Origin of the sequence: Paenibacillus sp. FSL R7-0179, from assembly GCF_038002265.1 — a bacterium.
Taxonomy (GTDB): Bacteria; Bacillota; Bacilli; order Paenibacillales; family Paenibacillaceae; genus Paenibacillus_AQ.
Genome location: NZ_JBBOCC010000002.1, coordinates 3,570,602 through 3,584,755 on the forward strand (window position 1 = coordinate 3,570,602; position 14,154 = coordinate 3,584,755).

Annotated in this window: 16 protein-coding genes; 5 read left to right on the forward strand and 11 right to left on the reverse strand. The window is 50.5% G+C overall.

Annotated elements, in window-relative coordinates; genetic code table 11:
- Window positions 1–89: 89 nt before the first annotated feature.
- A complete protein-coding gene (locus MKX63_RS32015) occupies window positions 90–269 on the reverse strand; it encodes a hypothetical protein (RefSeq protein ID WP_341022961.1) in 180 nt (59 codons plus the stop codon).
- 113 nt (window positions 270–382) lie between these two features.
- Between MKX63_RS32015 and MKX63_RS32020 the strand changes: the two genes are divergently transcribed.
- Entirely contained in the window at window positions 383–754 is a 372-nt protein-coding gene (locus MKX63_RS32020; RefSeq protein ID WP_341022962.1) for an iron chaperone, read from the forward strand.
- 89 nt (window positions 755–843) lie between these two features.
- On the opposite strand, the gene MKX63_RS32025 is transcribed toward MKX63_RS32020, so the two are convergent.
- The 5 genes from MKX63_RS32025 to MKX63_RS32045 form a co-directional block, all read right to left on the reverse strand.
- Window positions 844–1,341 carry a YcxB family protein gene (locus MKX63_RS32025; protein ID WP_341022964.1) on the reverse strand — a complete coding sequence of 166 codons (498 nt, stop codon included), beginning with the start codon at window positions 1,339–1,341 and terminating at the stop codon, window positions 844–846.
- Between the two features lie 32 nt (window positions 1,342–1,373).
- Window positions 1,374–2,297, reverse strand: coding sequence for a DUF7638 domain-containing protein (locus MKX63_RS32030; RefSeq protein ID WP_341022967.1), 924 nt, complete (start codon window positions 2,295–2,297; stop codon window positions 1,374–1,376).
- An 18-nt stretch (window positions 2,298–2,315) separates the two neighbouring features.
- On the reverse strand, window positions 2,316–3,494 hold the full coding sequence (locus MKX63_RS32035) for a PTS transporter subunit EIIC (protein ID WP_341023387.1): 1,179 nt from the start codon (window positions 3,492–3,494) through the stop codon (window positions 2,316–2,318).
- Window positions 3,495–3,557: 63 nt separating this feature from the next.
- Entirely contained in the window at window positions 3,558–5,114 is a 1,557-nt protein-coding gene (locus MKX63_RS32040; protein ID WP_341022968.1) for an ABC-F family ATP-binding cassette domain-containing protein, read from the reverse strand.
- Window positions 5,115–5,309: 195 nt separating this feature from the next.
- Complete coding sequence (locus tag MKX63_RS32045; protein WP_341022969.1) at window positions 5,310–5,498, reverse strand: hypothetical protein; 189 nt, start codon at window positions 5,496–5,498, stop codon at window positions 5,310–5,312.
- Between the two features lie 202 nt (window positions 5,499–5,700).
- Here MKX63_RS32045 and MKX63_RS32050 point away from each other — a divergent pair, with 202 nt between their 5' ends.
- The 3 genes from MKX63_RS32050 to MKX63_RS32060 all read left to right on the forward strand — a co-directional run bounded on the left by MKX63_RS32050 (window position 5,701) and on the right by MKX63_RS32060 (window position 8,209).
- Window positions 5,701–6,894: a transposase gene (locus MKX63_RS32050; RefSeq protein ID WP_341014490.1), complete on the forward strand. Its 1,194-nt coding sequence runs from the start codon at window positions 5,701–5,703 to the stop codon at window positions 6,892–6,894.
- Window positions 6,895–7,079: 185 nt separating this feature from the next.
- Window positions 7,080–7,598: a hypothetical protein gene (locus MKX63_RS32055; protein WP_341022971.1), complete on the forward strand. Its 519-nt coding sequence runs from the start codon at window positions 7,080–7,082 to the stop codon at window positions 7,596–7,598.
- An 80-nt stretch (window positions 7,599–7,678) separates the two neighbouring features.
- Entirely contained in the window at window positions 7,679–8,209 is a 531-nt protein-coding gene (locus MKX63_RS32060; RefSeq protein ID WP_341022972.1) for a GNAT family N-acetyltransferase, read from the forward strand.
- A gap of 597 nt (window positions 8,210–8,806) precedes the next feature.
- Here MKX63_RS32060 and MKX63_RS32065 read toward each other — a convergent pair.
- The 5 genes from MKX63_RS32065 to MKX63_RS32085 form a co-directional block, all read right to left on the reverse strand.
- Window positions 8,807–9,619, reverse strand: a complete 813-nt coding sequence (locus tag MKX63_RS32065; RefSeq protein ID WP_341022974.1) for an ABC transporter permease — start codon at window positions 9,617–9,619, stop codon at window positions 8,807–8,809.
- Window positions 9,616–10,638 (reverse strand): ATP-binding cassette domain-containing protein, encoded by a 1,023-nt coding sequence (locus MKX63_RS32070; RefSeq protein ID WP_341022977.1) that lies wholly within the window; start codon window positions 10,636–10,638, stop codon window positions 9,616–9,618. Before MKX63_RS32070 ends, MKX63_RS32065 begins: the two co-directional genes overlap by 4 nt.
- 181 nt (window positions 10,639–10,819) lie before the next feature.
- On the reverse strand, window positions 10,820–11,371 hold the full coding sequence (locus tag MKX63_RS32075; RefSeq protein ID WP_341022979.1) for a hypothetical protein: 552 nt from the start codon (window positions 11,369–11,371) through the stop codon (window positions 10,820–10,822).
- Between the two features lies 1 nt (window position 11,372).
- On the reverse strand, window positions 11,373–12,287 hold the full coding sequence (locus MKX63_RS32080; protein ID WP_341022982.1) for a phosphotransferase: 915 nt from the start codon (window positions 12,285–12,287) through the stop codon (window positions 11,373–11,375).
- Between the two features lie 259 nt (window positions 12,288–12,546).
- Entirely contained in the window at window positions 12,547–13,428 is an 882-nt protein-coding gene (locus tag MKX63_RS32085) for an AraC family transcriptional regulator (protein WP_341022984.1), read from the reverse strand.
- A 191-nt stretch (window positions 13,429–13,619) separates the two neighbouring features.
- On the opposite strand from MKX63_RS32085, the gene MKX63_RS32090 reads away from it, so the two are divergent.
- Window positions 13,620–14,153: a CDP-alcohol phosphatidyltransferase family protein gene (locus MKX63_RS32090; protein WP_341022986.1), complete on the forward strand. Its 534-nt coding sequence runs from the start codon at window positions 13,620–13,622 to the stop codon at window positions 14,151–14,153.
- Window position 14,154: the final 1 nt, after the last annotated feature.

Genomic DNA, 14,154 nt, shown 5'->3' on the forward strand with positions numbered 1-14,154 from the left:
TTAGGCAGCAATGTTGCAATTCTTGCAGCAATTTTCTAAGCAACAATGAAAGAGAGCTATCCCCCACAGGATGCTCCCTCATGCATTCATTATTTTTGCAAGTCATTGATCTCCTGCTTCGTTAACCCCGTGGCTTTTACAATTGTCACTATATCGATACCCATACCAAGCATATTTTTAGCCACTTTTTTTATTCCAGCCAACTTCGCACTTTCCAGCATCGAGGCTTGATCATGTAAGTACTTCTGTCTGTCCAGCTCCTTCATCATTCAACACCCCCATTGTAATATAATCATTTTTATTCATTAAAATTTTTGACTATCCTCCATCTACAAGATATTATGAATGGCATAAGCGCGGCTACTGATCTGGAGGGATAACTATGGATGTGTTTGCAGAGTATCTGGCGAAGATCGATAATCCGGTTCACCGGGATACGGTAGAGGAAGTACTCGCCTGGGTGTTGCAGGAGTTCCCGCAGCTCGAACCGAGAATTGGCTGGAACCAGCCGATGTTCACCGATCACGGAACGTATATTATCGGCTTCAGTGTAGCCAAAGGGCATATGGCTGTCGCCCCGGAAAAGGCAGGCATGGATCATTTCGAGGAGGTCCTCAAGCAAGGCGGAGTAGATCACACCAAGCTGCTGATCCGCATGAAATGGACGAATCCGGTGGATTACGGCCTGCTGAGACAGTTAATCGAGTACAATATTGCCGACAAGGCAGATTGCACAAGCTTTTGGCGGGTGTAGCTACGGCTAAGTACCTGCTACGACGATCCCAGATGCAGAAAAGGACATGCGCGGGATAGCATGTCCTTCTTTCATATCCGTCTTACTTGTCACCAAATCACACCACTGACAATCTTGCGGTGATCTGACACATACGCTCTGAATTTATGCTCCTGTGCGGCATCCTCGAACGATTGCTTCGCAACGAACCAATACTCCTGTGGCCCATTGAACAGCAGATAATAGCTCTGGTTCTCCCATACCCGGGTGAAGGAGCCCCATGTCATGACAGACGCGTCCTTCTCCGGACTGAAATTGATCCCCTCTGCATCGAAAAGATATTCAAATTCCTTATTATACCTTGTATCTGCCGACAAGATCTTCGGTAAAAGCAGGGTACGCATCACGATTGACATTCCCATGGTCAGAACCAGCGTAATCGATATGCCGAGCAGAATGACCGACGGGTTCTGAGTATACAGAATCATGCACACCGCTATAAATACCGCTTGAACTCCAATGGACAGTATAGATTTCCACGAGTGGAAATATAATGCCCGTGCCACCTTGGAAATATGCCGTCCATAATGAAAGCTGATTGTCTCCATCCTGCCACCTCTATCTCTTCACTTTAATAAGTTCACACTTCCCGTGTCTCTTCAGGATGATACAGAATCCGCTGGTAATCCCAATCCTTCGTATCCATATCGCCCAGATACATCCGTTCATGCTCCGGCACAAGCTCATATTTGATTCTAAGCTGCTCCCGGTAGTACTCACTCGGATTCTCCAGATAAGCATAATAGGCAGCCCGGCACGCTTCATGCGCCGTTTGCTCGCCGTTTAGCTGCTTGTGGAGGTTGTGCAGCTCTTTGAGTTTCTCTTCCGCTTCCGCAGAATACAGCGAAGCGCCAAGCGTCACCTCGCCCAATTGCAGTATATGAACCAGAGTGGAAGCATCCAGGGTGGTAAAGAACGTCCCGTCCGCAAAAAGCCCGTCCAGCTCCTCCAGCGTATATTCAGCTTCTGCAGGCAGGTTATAGACCGATACCTTTCCGTCCTTATAGATCACAACATCGACCAAATATACTGCACCGCTATTCTTCATGAACAGATGGACACTTTTGCCCTCCGTCGTCTGGTAGAACATTTCGCTGTTAACATAGAATTCCGTAGCTGTTGGCGAAAGGGCGATCCGGCGCGCTTCATTGCGCTCCTGCTCCCGCTCTGAAATCTCATAAATATTCGTAAGCTCAGGATTCAGGCGGGTAACCGTATCCTTCACATGCTGATAATAGCATTCAGCGTTGTAAGTCCACTTCGCCGACTCCACAGTATACGCCCCCAGACCGTGAATGGACAGCTGCTCTCCTGCCGGGGCTGCTGGCGTCAGCCAGCCCGATTGTATTTTGCCGGATAAGCCCGCAAGGTCGGTCAGCTCCCAGCAGTTCACCATGCCGTCTTCATAGACGTCTACATTAATATAGAAGTAACTTCCTCCATTTTGGATGATGCCGGGAATGGAAGTCCCTTCAACGGTCTTCGTTCTTCTAATGGCTCTCATGCGAAATCCCCTCCTATACTATGACTTGGCAGGTTCCCCCACCACCGGCTCCGGTCCCAGCTTCACCGACAGTGTGGCAATCAGGGCAATCAGGAACCCGGTGGCACATGCGATCAGGAAGCCGCCAAATCCGTCCCCGAGATAAGCAGGCAGCGTAGCCAGTCCCGGAAAAGCAAACGAGATCGCAGAGGAGCCAAACGCTCCAACCATTCCCCCGCCGATTGAGCCGGCAATACAGACGATAACCATCGGCTTACGCAAAGGCAGATTCACTCCGAACATCGCAGGCTCCGTCACACCGAATAAGGCCGAGATAGATGCCGACAGGCTTAAGGTACGGAACTGTTTGTTTTTGGCTTTGATGAATACCGCAAGTGCAGCCCCGGCCTGGGCAAAGGCAGCAGGTCCCATCAGCGCGAGGATCGTGTCTGAACCGCCCGTGCTGATATTGTTGATCGCCAGCGGCACCAGACTCCAGTGCAGCCCGAAAATCACCATTGGCTGAATGACTGCCCCCAGCACCATACCGGCGCCGACTGAACTGAAATTGTACACAGTGCGGTACCCGTCTGCCAGGGCATCCCCGGCCAGCGCCCCCATCGGTCCGAATACCAGCAGCGTCACCGACGAGACGACGACCACAGAGATCAGCGGAGTGAAGAAGCCGCGGATGACCTCCGGCAATATTTTAACACAGAACCGCTCGACATAGACCAGCAGGCCCACCGCCAGAATGATGGGAATAGCGCTTGCAGGATAATTAACCGGCCTGATGCTCATGCCCATAAACTCAATGATTTCGTTGTTCGCAAATAGTGTAGTCAGACTGGGATATAGCATAACCCCGCCTATCACAACCGCCGTAAAAGGATTGGCCCCGAATTTACGGGCTGCCGTAAACGCCAGCAGCAGCGGAAGGTAATGGAACAGGCTGTCCGCCATGGCATTCAGCACCGTATAGGTGCCTTCCGTCTTGCTAACGAGCTCCAGCGCAACCGCACCAGCGAGCAGCCCCTTCATGATTCCTGCCGCGCTCAATATATTCACTATGGGAAGAAAAATACCAGAAATGCCGTCAATAATGATATTGACCAGACTGCGTTTGGATGGCTTCACGACTGTCTCCTCATTCACTGCGTTCATATGATCCCCCTGCATTCTTACTCCACTGTAATACGAATGACCCGCAAGAGTCACTTTTTGCAAAGTGCCCCTCCTACGGGTCAAGCTCAACACCGGCGTTATTGCCGGTTCAGTTCTCTAGAAGACTTTGGTCGTCCATGATTCGCAGTTCCAGGTATCGGTCACGATATCACGGTAGAATTCAGGCTCATGGGAGATCAGCAGAATGCTGCCTTTATAGGCTTTGAGCGCACGCTGCAGCTCTTCCTTCGCATCCACATCGAGATGGTTGGTAGGCTCATCCAGTACCAGCAGATTGCTCTCCCGGTTAATCAGCTTGCACAGACGTACCTTGGCCTTCTCACCGCCGCTCAGGACAGCAATTTTACTCTCAATATGCTTGGTGGTCAGGCCGCACTTCGCCAGCGCTGCACGAATCTCGAATTGGGAGTAGGACGGGAATTCGTTCCAGATCTCCTCAATACAGGTGTTGTAATTCGATTCCTTCATTTCCTGTTCGAAATACCCGATCTCCAGCAGATCGCCAAGACGGGCTGTGCCTGAGATGGGCTGAATCTGGCCGAGAATGCTGCGCAGCAGCGTGGTTTTACCGATACCGTTCGCACCGACGAGAGCGATCTTCTGTCCCCGCTCCATGCTGAGGTCCAGCGGACGCGACAATGGGGAATCATACCCGATCACCAGATCCTTGGTCTCAAAAATCACTTTACCGGAGGTCCGCCCCTGCTTGAAGTTGAACTGCGGCTTCGGCTTCTCCTTGGCAATCTCGATGACCTCCATCTTATCCAGCTTCTTCTGCCGGGACATGGCCATATTGCGGGTAGCTACACTGGCCTTGTTGCGGGCCACGAAATCCTTCAGATCGGCAATCTCCTGCTGCTGGCGCTTGAAGGCGGATTCCAGCTGTGACTTCTTCGCTTCGTACACCTGCTGGAAATACTCATAATCGCCCACATAACGCGACAGCGACTGGTTCTCCATATGGTAGATCAGGTTGATCACACTATTCAGGAACGGAATGTCATGGGAGATCAGAATGAAGGCATTCTCATAATCCAGCAGGTAGCGCTTCAGCCAGTTGATATGCTGTTCATCCAGATAGTTCGTAGGCTCATCGAGCAGCAGAATGTCCGGTTTCTCCAGCAGCAGCTTCGCCAGCAGCACCTTGGTCCGCTGACCGCCGCTGAGGTCGTTGACATCCTTGTCCAGACCGATATCGGTCAGACCGAGCCCGCGCGCGGTTTCATCGATTTTGGCATCGATCATATAGAAGTCCTGGCTGGTCAGCATGTCCTGAATTGTTCCGACATCCTCCAGCAGCTGCTCCAGCTCCTCAGGGGTCACATCCCCCATCTTGCCGTACATGTCGTTCATCTCTTGTTCCATATCGAACAGATATTGGAAGGCCCCGCGCAGCACATCCCGGATGGATTGCCCCTGCTGAAGCACCGCATGCTGATCCAGATACCCGGCGCGCATCCGCTTCGCCCATTCCACCTTGCCTTCGTCCGGCTGCAGCTTACCGGTAATGATGTTCATGAAGGTGGATTTCCCTTCACCGTTTGCACCGATCAGGCCGATATGCTCACCCTTCAGCAGACGGAAGGAGACATCGGTGAAGATGGCCCGGTCGCCGAAGCCGTGACTAAGCTTTTCTACATTTAATATACTCATGAAGTTACACCTTTTCCTTTATTCTATATTCTCGTCATATTATAAAGGCTAACGCGTCACAACTCCAGAAGGTTTCTGAAAAAAGTGTCTTCATTTACTCTTTCTCCACATGTCCAGGTAATTTGGAGGGAAATTATGCTGCTCGTGTCCGTTTAAATGTTTGTATCCTACAAGCTTAACTTGTGATGATGAGATTCACTCTCCTTCCATATAGGGCAGCAGTTGCAGCACAAGCATGTCTTGCAGCTGCAGCTCCCTTGAATCCGCCTGAGGATTCTGTAACTGTGATGGCGGTTCTGCTGCGGTGCATGGAGCCAGTGCAAGCCCGTTGATGATTAGAGCGATCATTAGCAGCGTGGTCATGACTTGAAGTTTTCTTTTCACCAGATTCTCTCCTTGGTCAATAGGTATAGTATTAATTTGCCTAAAGGGGGAGGAAGTATGTGAGTTCATGTATTATGAGCATTTTGCATTAATCTAAGCCCTTATTACACAAAGGTTTTTCGAGCATGAAAAAGGACTTCACCCCAACTTGGAGAAGTTTTTTGGTAACGACACCAAAACACTCAAGAGGAGGAAGCCCCCTTTGTATATTCTCCAAGAAAGTCTATTTTCCTTTGAGGAGCTTCAAAAAATTGAATCGAAAGAACGACTGCCCCTCTTTTTCAGTGCACTGGATCTACGGCCGTATGCGAGACAATTAAGAAATCCTTCACCCCGAGGAGCGGACGGGCACTGCCGTCAAGGCATTCTTCGCGCATTACTCGCGGCTCCCTTAGAAAACATCGATACGTTCACCGGCCTAGCACGCAGACTGGAATTTGACCTTCGTTTCCGTTACCAATGTGGACTTCGGCTGGACATTCCCGCCCCTTCGATTTCTACGTTAAGTCGGGTTTTTGCCGAACTGACATGCAAAAACCTTGCCCAGCAGTTGTTTGAGGATCTTGTTGCTCAGTGTCAGGAAGCCGGAATCCTAGGCGGCACGCATGTCGCCATCGACAGCGCAGCCATTCACGCCTACGAGAAAAAAGAACCCAAGCGAAAAAGCGAACTCACCGGCAATGCCAATTGGGGAGTTAAACTCGATACGTTTGGCAACAAAGTCAAGTGGTTTGGCTATAAGCTGCACCTGGCCGTCGATACGGAGAGTGAACTTCCGATTGCCCTAAAGGTTACACCTGCTCATGTAAATGATGGCGATGAGGGACCTACACTCATGAAGCGAACCGCCGAACGATTCAAGCCTCGTTTTTTCATGCTGGATGCAGGATATGACCAAATGAAAAACTACGAAATGGCTCGCAGCGTCAAGGCCCAGGCCATTATTCCAATGAACCCGCGAAACGAAAAGGAACCTCCTGCAGGGATGACAAGCAAAGGGACGCCATGCTGTTCGATGGGGTTTCCAATGACGTATTGGGGACAGGAAAAGGAACGTTTGAAGTTTCGTTGTCCACACGCTACGGGGAAAGTGGATTGTCCTTTAGGTATGACGGCCTGTTCGTCTTCCAATTACGGAATGGTCGTTAAGGTCAGTAGCAGAGACGATTTACGTCGCTATGCGTTACCACACCGAGAAAGCCGAAATTGGAAAGAACTCTACAACAAGCGAACAAGTGTAGAACGATGCAATTCTCGAATGAAGACCTACCTAACCGCAGACCAATTACATGTTTGGGGCATTCAGAAAGTCACGACTCACCAATATTTGAATGCCATTATTTTGCTTGCTTCTGCGCTAGCTATCTCGAGACAACGAGGCACAAACGCCGCTTAAAATTTCAATCCTCTGAAAATTCTGCCCGTCTGTCCATTTTCATCTTTTTCACTCAAAATCTCAATTCAGCTTGAGATATAACCTTCTTTTTTTTCTTGAAAATGAATTATGCAAAATGCTCGTATTATAGTAATTAAAAGTGACAATGAACAACGGGAGAATAATTTAAGTACGCGGAGGTAAGGATGGACGAATTCAAGGGAATAGGAATCAGTGCCGTTAAATACGCACTCCTGAATTTCGTTCTGGTACTAACAAACTTATTATTATATGCTTCAGGACCAGATGGCGGAGGGACCGGGGACCGGGAAGAAGGGCTGATGTTCTATCAGATGTACCTAGTCTGCCTGCTTACGGGATTTGTCATCTATGGAGTATGGTCCGTTACAGCAGGCAGATATGAGAAAAAGACGAGAGGCCTAACTGCTATCCCTGTTTTATTATCCTCAGTTTGGATCATCTGTGTATTCATTTATGCTAACCGTAGGTATATGACTCTGTATGATGGCGAGTTTGTGAATGAGGCAGGGTCCAAGGTTTTGGCACTCTACGCCGACACTTCCCTGTACCTGGTATACTTCCTTCTGCTGACCGCTATTTGCATTAGTGTGCTTGGAATTGTTAAGCGGAACAAATTATCTATATTGGGGCTGTTGCTGAATCTGTCGCTGCTGGTGCTCTTAACCCTTGTACAATTTGAATAAAACAATGCTCTCCATTCTCGTGGAAATTATGGCATGTTACGGTGAAGCCAGGCTAATCTGGAGTCATGGAGGTATACAAAATGTATATGAAGCAAGGAAATTTGGTTATCCGAGATGCAACTGTAGCCGATGCAGAACTGCTATGCAAATGGTGGAACGATGGAGAAGTCATGGAGCACGCCGGATTTCCTGAGGGGTTAGGAATCACTGAACAAGAGGTGTTAACCCAATTGCAGACCGGGACAGATTCTGAACGTAAAGGACGTCTGATTCTGGAAATCGATGGTATTCCTGCTGGAGAAATGAGCTTCAATGCGGTTTCTGGACATGTGACGGAGATTGGCATCAAAATCTGTGATTCTAGCCAACAAAACAAAGGGGTAGGCACACAGTGTTTAGAAATGCTGATCCGTTATCTATTTGAAGCACAGGGGTTTCACAAAATTATACTGGATACGAACCTTAAGAACACCAGAGCACAGCATGTGTATGAGAAACTCGGCTTCCGGAAAATAGCAGTGCGAAAGAATGCCTGGGCAGATCAGCATGGGGAATTACAGACTTTTATAGACTATGAGCTATCCTTAGCAGAATGGACTCAAACTCCTTGACCATGACTGGTCACACTATATTCAGTTTTTCGTAACAAGTGGAAACGGCTTTGCCGTCCTTTTAAAGGACGGTACCGTTTCGGCGAGAAATAGAAGGATAATGTATAGCGTGAAACCTATACATTCTTATATTTGAACAAAATCATCCTAACTGATGAATAAGATTACCTTCGCACGATCACAATGTATGCTGTTTTTCACATATATTCAGGCCGTGTGCCTGCTTGCGATCAAAATGCATACTGTTTTCCACATACATTCAGGCCATATGCTTGCTTGCGATCACAATGTATACTGTTTTTCACATACATTCAGGCCATGTGCCTACTTGTGAGCACAATGTATGCTGTTTTCCACATACATTGGGCCCATATTCCGCTGTAACAGCCCATTATATTCGGTTTCAAGCATTCCCTCAGCCTTCAGTCATATTCAGCATCTTAGCATCTTAGTTATTCTACGAATCATTCAAAGGAACTCTTATCTACAATTCACACTAACCTTTTCCACAGCAGCAGGAAACTATAGTTTCCTATACATACAAAAAAACGTCAACCCATGCATCCCTGCATTCATTGACGTCTTACTGAACCAGACTTACGTCCGGCGCATATACGCACGCACGGTAATTGGAGCGAAGACCGCCACAATCACAGCGGCTCCGATCAGGGAATAGACCAGATCACTGCCTACCGTTCCATGGTTGACCAGTTCACGGACAGCGGTAACCAGATGCGAAATCGGATTGTTATTCACGAACCACTGAAGCCATTTCGGCATCGTCTCAACCGGCACGAAGGCATTCGAGAGGAACGTTAGCGGGAATAACACGATCATTGAAATCCCCTGTACACTGGAAGCCGTGCGGGCAATCACACCGAAAAAGGCAAAGATCCAGCTGATAGCCCAGGAGCATCCTATGACCAGAACCGCCGCCAGGGCAACCCCGCCGATGCCGCCTTCCGGCCGCAAGCCCATGATGTAGCCCATTACGAAGGTGAGTACTGTAGCAATCGTGTAGCGTATAGTATCTGCAAGCAGTGCTCCTGCGAGAGGGGCAATCCGGGCAATCGGCAGCGATTTGAAGCGGTCGAACACCCCTTTCTCCATGTCCTCCCGCAGCTGGACACCGGTGACGACAGAGGTCGTGATTACGGTCTGCACCAAGATTCCCGGAATGATTACCGGCAGATAACTTGCCACATCACCGGCAATTGCCCCGCCGAAAATATACGTGAACATCAAGGTGAATATAATCGGCTGAAACGTGACGTCAAACAATTGCTCCGGTGTACGCCGGATCTTGAGCAGTCCTCTGTAGGCCATCGTAAAGGAATTTCGTACCGTCTGGCCGAAGCTGGTACGGTTTTTTAAATTACGGTCTACACCCGGCTTGATTAATGTACTCATGCTAATACTCCCTCCTTCTTCTGCGCGCTATCCGGGACAAGCCCCGCAGCTTCCTTGACGCCATGACCGGTCAAGGTCAGGAATACTTCATCCAGCGTCGGCTTCTGCACACTCATCTCAAGCAGCGGTATGCCTGCCTCACGAAGGGCGATCAGCAGGTCGGTTACCCGGTCCACGTTCCCCATCGGTGCGATAATTTTGGCTGCTTCTGCCGACAGGTTAGAGCGTCCCTGAAGCACCTGCTCCACAATCTGCCGCGCCTTCAGCAACTGCTGCGGATGGACCACCTTCAAGTGAAGCGAGGAGTTGCCCACCGAGCTCTTGAGTTCATCAACGGTTCCCTCTGCGACCACCTTACCGGTATCAATTACGGCAATCCGGTCCGCCAGTTGATCTGCTTCCTCCAGATATTGGGTCGTCAGCAGGACCGTCGATCCCGTATTCACCAGCCTGCGGATCGTCTCCCACATCTGATTGCGCGTCCGGGGATCAAGCCCCGTTGTCGGCTCATCCAGGAAGATAAGCGGCGGCTGCGCAATTAGACTGGCCGCCAGATCCAGCCGCCGGCGCATCCCTCCGGAGAAATTCTTCAGCGGGCGCTTCGCTGCTTCCGTCAAGCCGAATTCCTCCAGCAGCTCAGAAGCCTTGCTGCGTGACTCCGCACGGCCCAGGCCATGCAGCCTGGAGAAGATCACCAGGTTCTCCGTCGCGCTAAGCGATTCATCCACCGATGCATATTGACCCGTCACTCCAATTAACTGACGCACGATCTGCGGTTCTTTTGCCACATCATGTCCGAAGATACGCGCCGAGCCTGCGTCAGGCCGGAGGAGGGTAGCCAGCATGCGAATTACGGTTGTCTTCCCGGCACCATTGGGACCCAGCACCCCATAGATCATTCCTGTGCCTACCTTGAGATCCACACCATCCACGGCCCGGTTGCTCCCGTAGATTTTGACCAATCCCTGCGCTTCAATGGCGTAGCTGCCGCCCTGCCCTGCTGCTTGTGTCTGCTTCATGTTTTATTCCTCCTTGATTGCTGAATCTATAAGGATAGTAACCGGCATATGTAAACTGAATTTAAACCTCCTTCTACTCTGCCCGGTTACTGTTTCCCTATCCCATTAAACCAAAAATCCGATCCCTTGGGATCGGACTTGCGGAGTACGCTTGCAGGCGTACCTCTATATACAGTTCTCCTTAGTCATAGCCGCCTTCAGCTTCGGGCAATGCCTGGTACTCTTCTTTACCGGCTACGATGTCTGCGATGAAGGTCCGCAGCTCCAGCAGTTGCTCTGCATCTGCCGTAAGCTCACAATTCTCGCCGGACCAGGACCAGTTCCGTGTGAATCCGTTGACGGTGATCCTCCAGCTGTCCTCCTGATAAGGGACCACCGCACAGCCCTGCTTGAGAGGCACAAGCTCCAGCTTCCCCATGATGTGAATGGCTCTCATCCGCTCATAGATGCTGCGCATTTCATCTTCGGTCAGCATAATATCCGCTGTGGCCGTTCCGTTCATGATCAGATCTTTTACCACAGTATCCTGATACGTGTTGATCTCATTCTTGTTGACCTCCCCATACCCGTACCGGACGAGAAAATCGAAATCAGCAGGCATCTCTTCAGGCATCTCTCCCAATACCTCCGGCTGCTCCGGAGCGGGTTGTGCATCCTTATTCGTGCTACAGCCAGCAATGACCAGTACAGCCAGCAGCAAGTAAAATATGTGCTTCAGGTTAGTCACCTCCACCCTAATCCGACAGTGCCCGCATGATATTGGATTTCGCCTCTGCCGCAATCGCTTCGTTCCCATCATCAACCGCTTGCATGAAGATCAGCATGGGGATGTATACCGCCATCAGCCGCGCCAGCAGCTTCGTGTCCTCGTCCGCTCCTCCGTACGTTTCGAAAAACACGCCGCGGGCGTACGGTGGTAAAAAGCTATAAGCAACGCTCAAATCGCAAGCCGGATGGCCTACGCTCAGATCACCCCAATCAATGATGCCGGAGACGATCCCGTTCTCATTCACAAGCATATTTTTGAAATGAAGATCGCCATGCAGCAGTACATTTACCTCCTCCACACGGTCCTGTTGCAGCCTGCTGATATACGCCTCGATCCTACCTGACTCCGCCGGCGATAAATGTTCAACCAACTTCGATAGAAAGCCCTCCATTTTCACTTTGCGCGATGCGATGTCCGTCAAGCTCCGATGATCTTGCTGAACTCCGTACTTCAGCGCCGTATCGACCGGAAACTCATGCAATCTCCGCAAAAATTCCGCCAGCGTCTCTGCCGATAAAGCCCTGTGTTCTTCCGTCAAACCGATTGGGAAATCTCCTGGCACGTGGGCATAGCCAAGAAAGGGTGCCGGATATTCGTCACTTGCTTCGCCATAAAACAACGGTTTCGGATAGGGGATGGTCAAATAGGCCGCCAGCTTCGGCAGCAGCTTCCCTTCCATACGAATCGCGCCAACTGCAAACGTCCTTCTTGGAAACCGGAACACGTACTCGTCACCGATGAGAAAAACCGTATTGTCCCAGCCCCAGCCTAGTCGCTTCACTTGCTTCGATGACAGCTCTGGGAATTGCCTGCCGATCAGCGTCCGCGCCTGCTCTTCGTTAACCTCCCACTCCGCATCCCATACATTCGTTCCTCCCATGAATTGTCTTCCTCCTCGTTCATTATGTACTATAGTAACGCCAACCCTTGATTCCGGTAATCCCGGTGCGTGATGATATCCGGTTCAATATAGCCTAATCCTTCCTCTCAGCTAATTACCTGTTATGTATATCTGCCTTCCACCCAGCAAAAAGGCCGGGGCCACAGTCACCTGTGTCCGCCAGCCCAGTATATCATGTCTAACGCCATCTCTTCACCTCTGCCTAAGCGGCGCCCGGTCCCGCTGGATACTTGCACCATTAAGGTCGCTTAACTTCCCGCACCGGAATCCATATTTCACTTTTAAAAGCTAATGAGTCGGTATCCTTGCTTTCATTCCATAGAAGCTCCGGCCCCTCGACCTGCTCAAAATTGGAAGAGGGGAACCATTCGGAATAGATCCGGCCCCAGATATTCTGAAGTGTGTCCGGAAACGGCCCCACTGCTTCGAATACAGCCCACGTAGACACAGGAACCTCAAGCTTGGCGTAGGATGGCGGAGCTTCCAGAGTGGTGGCAACACCAATATAATGATCCAGCTCCCCGCGTTCATCCATCCGTCCTTTCGAGAAATTCACCGATGCGCTGATCATCCCCGCCGGAATGATATTCGATAGCCCCTTCAGCTCATGGATCATCTCCATGCTCAGACTCTGCCACATGGCAGCGATCTCCGGGTTCACCCCGCTGAACTGGATGGCTACCCTTTTCTTGAGTCCAACGATCCGGAAGGCCTCTTTCTCCTCAATACGGTAATTCATTTCACTGCCTCCTCTAATGGTTAATTGAAAGGTCATTCGAGGAAAGGCCTTCAGGGGTGTCCCTGCCGTTCTTGCTTCTGAAGGCGTTACGCCGTGAAGCTGCTGAAAGGCTTTGGTGAATGCATCCGGTGAAGTGTACCCATACTCCAGAGCAACATCAATAATGCGGTGCTGGCTCCCCTGCAGCTTGAAGGCAGCCAACGTAAGACGTCTGCGGCGGATATATTCGGAGAGCGGAATACCGGCCAGGAAGGAGAACATCCGTGTAAAATGATACTCCGAGCATAACGCGTAGCCTGCAGCCACTTTTACATCGATCTCGTCGTCCAGGTGCTCTTCAATGTAGAAAAGTGCAGCATTCATATCTTCCAGCAGGTTCATCGTGTACCTCCCTTTCCTCCCCATCAGATTAACAGCTGCGCCGGGGCAGCATCCGACAGTTCCTGCACCATATTAACGGGTACTTTCTTATTCAAGACAATCCGCAAATTTAGAGGCATAATGAAACATAGAATGTATACGAATAAGCGAGACAGGAAGTCCCCATTACGCGGCTAAAAAAGGAGGTTGCCATGAAGCTTCTCCCCAACTGCATCACGCTCAGCCGGATCGGGCTGGCTCTTCTGCTGCTGTACCTGGCGCCGCTGGGCACAGGCTTCACTGTAGTCTACCTCCTGTGCGGAATTACCGATCTGCTGGATGGCCCGATTGCCCGAATGACCGGTACGGTTAGCAGCTTCGGTGCCAAGCTCGATTCCGTGGCCGATATGACGCTGGCTGGCACTGCACTCTATACCTTATATCCGTTCCTTGGTCTGCCCCCCGGCCTCATCCTGTGGATCGTGCTGATAGCCGTCATCCGGGGAACCTCCATCCTGACCGCGTTGTGTAAATTCAGCACCTACGGCAGCATTCATACCTACGGGAACAAGCTGGCCGGATTGCTGCTATTCCTTACACCATTGCTGCTTCCCCATGTGAATCAGGCGATCTGGACAATAGCTGTATGCTCAGTAGCCACTCTATCTGCAATCGAGGAACTGATCCTGCTTCTGATCGCAAGTGAGCTGCAGTTGGACCGCAAGGGACTGTATGTGCGGCGCTGAT

Bases quoted from the DNA above. Each gene is read 5' to 3' on its own strand.
- MKX63_RS32015 (WP_341022961.1), bottom strand. From the start codon at position 269: ATGATGAAGGAGCTGGACAGACAGAAGTACTTACATGATCAAGCCTCG.
- MKX63_RS32020 (WP_341022962.1), top strand. From the start codon at position 383: ATGGATGTGTTTGCAGAGTATCTGGCGAAGATCGATAATCCGGTTCAC.
- MKX63_RS32025 (WP_341022964.1), bottom strand. From the start codon at position 1,341: ATGGAGACAATCAGCTTTCATTATGGACGGCATATTTCCAAGGTGGCA.
- MKX63_RS32030 (WP_341022967.1), bottom strand. From the start codon at position 2,297: ATGAGAGCCATTAGAAGAACGAAGACCGTTGAAGGGACTTCCATTCCC.
- MKX63_RS32040 (WP_341022968.1), bottom strand. From the start codon at position 5,114: ATGAGTATATTAAATGTAGAAAAGCTTAGTCACGGCTTCGGCGACCGG.
- MKX63_RS32055 (WP_341022971.1), top strand. From the start codon at position 7,080: ATGGACGAATTCAAGGGAATAGGAATCAGTGCCGTTAAATACGCACTC.
- MKX63_RS32060 (WP_341022972.1), top strand. From the start codon at position 7,679: ATGTATATGAAGCAAGGAAATTTGGTTATCCGAGATGCAACTGTAGCC.
- MKX63_RS32065 (WP_341022974.1), bottom strand. From the start codon at position 9,619: ATGAGTACATTAATCAAGCCGGGTGTAGACCGTAATTTAAAAAACCGT.
- MKX63_RS32070 (WP_341022977.1), bottom strand. From the start codon at position 10,638: ATGAAGCAGACACAAGCAGCAGGGCAGGGCGGCAGCTACGCCATTGAA.
- MKX63_RS32080 (WP_341022982.1), bottom strand. From the start codon at position 12,287: ATGGGAGGAACGAATGTATGGGATGCGGAGTGGGAGGTTAACGAAGAG.
- MKX63_RS32085 (WP_341022984.1), bottom strand. From the start codon at position 13,428: ATGAACCTGCTGGAAGATATGAATGCTGCACTTTTCTACATTGAAGAG.
- MKX63_RS32090 (WP_341022986.1), top strand. From the start codon at position 13,620: ATGAAGCTTCTCCCCAACTGCATCACGCTCAGCCGGATCGGGCTGGCT.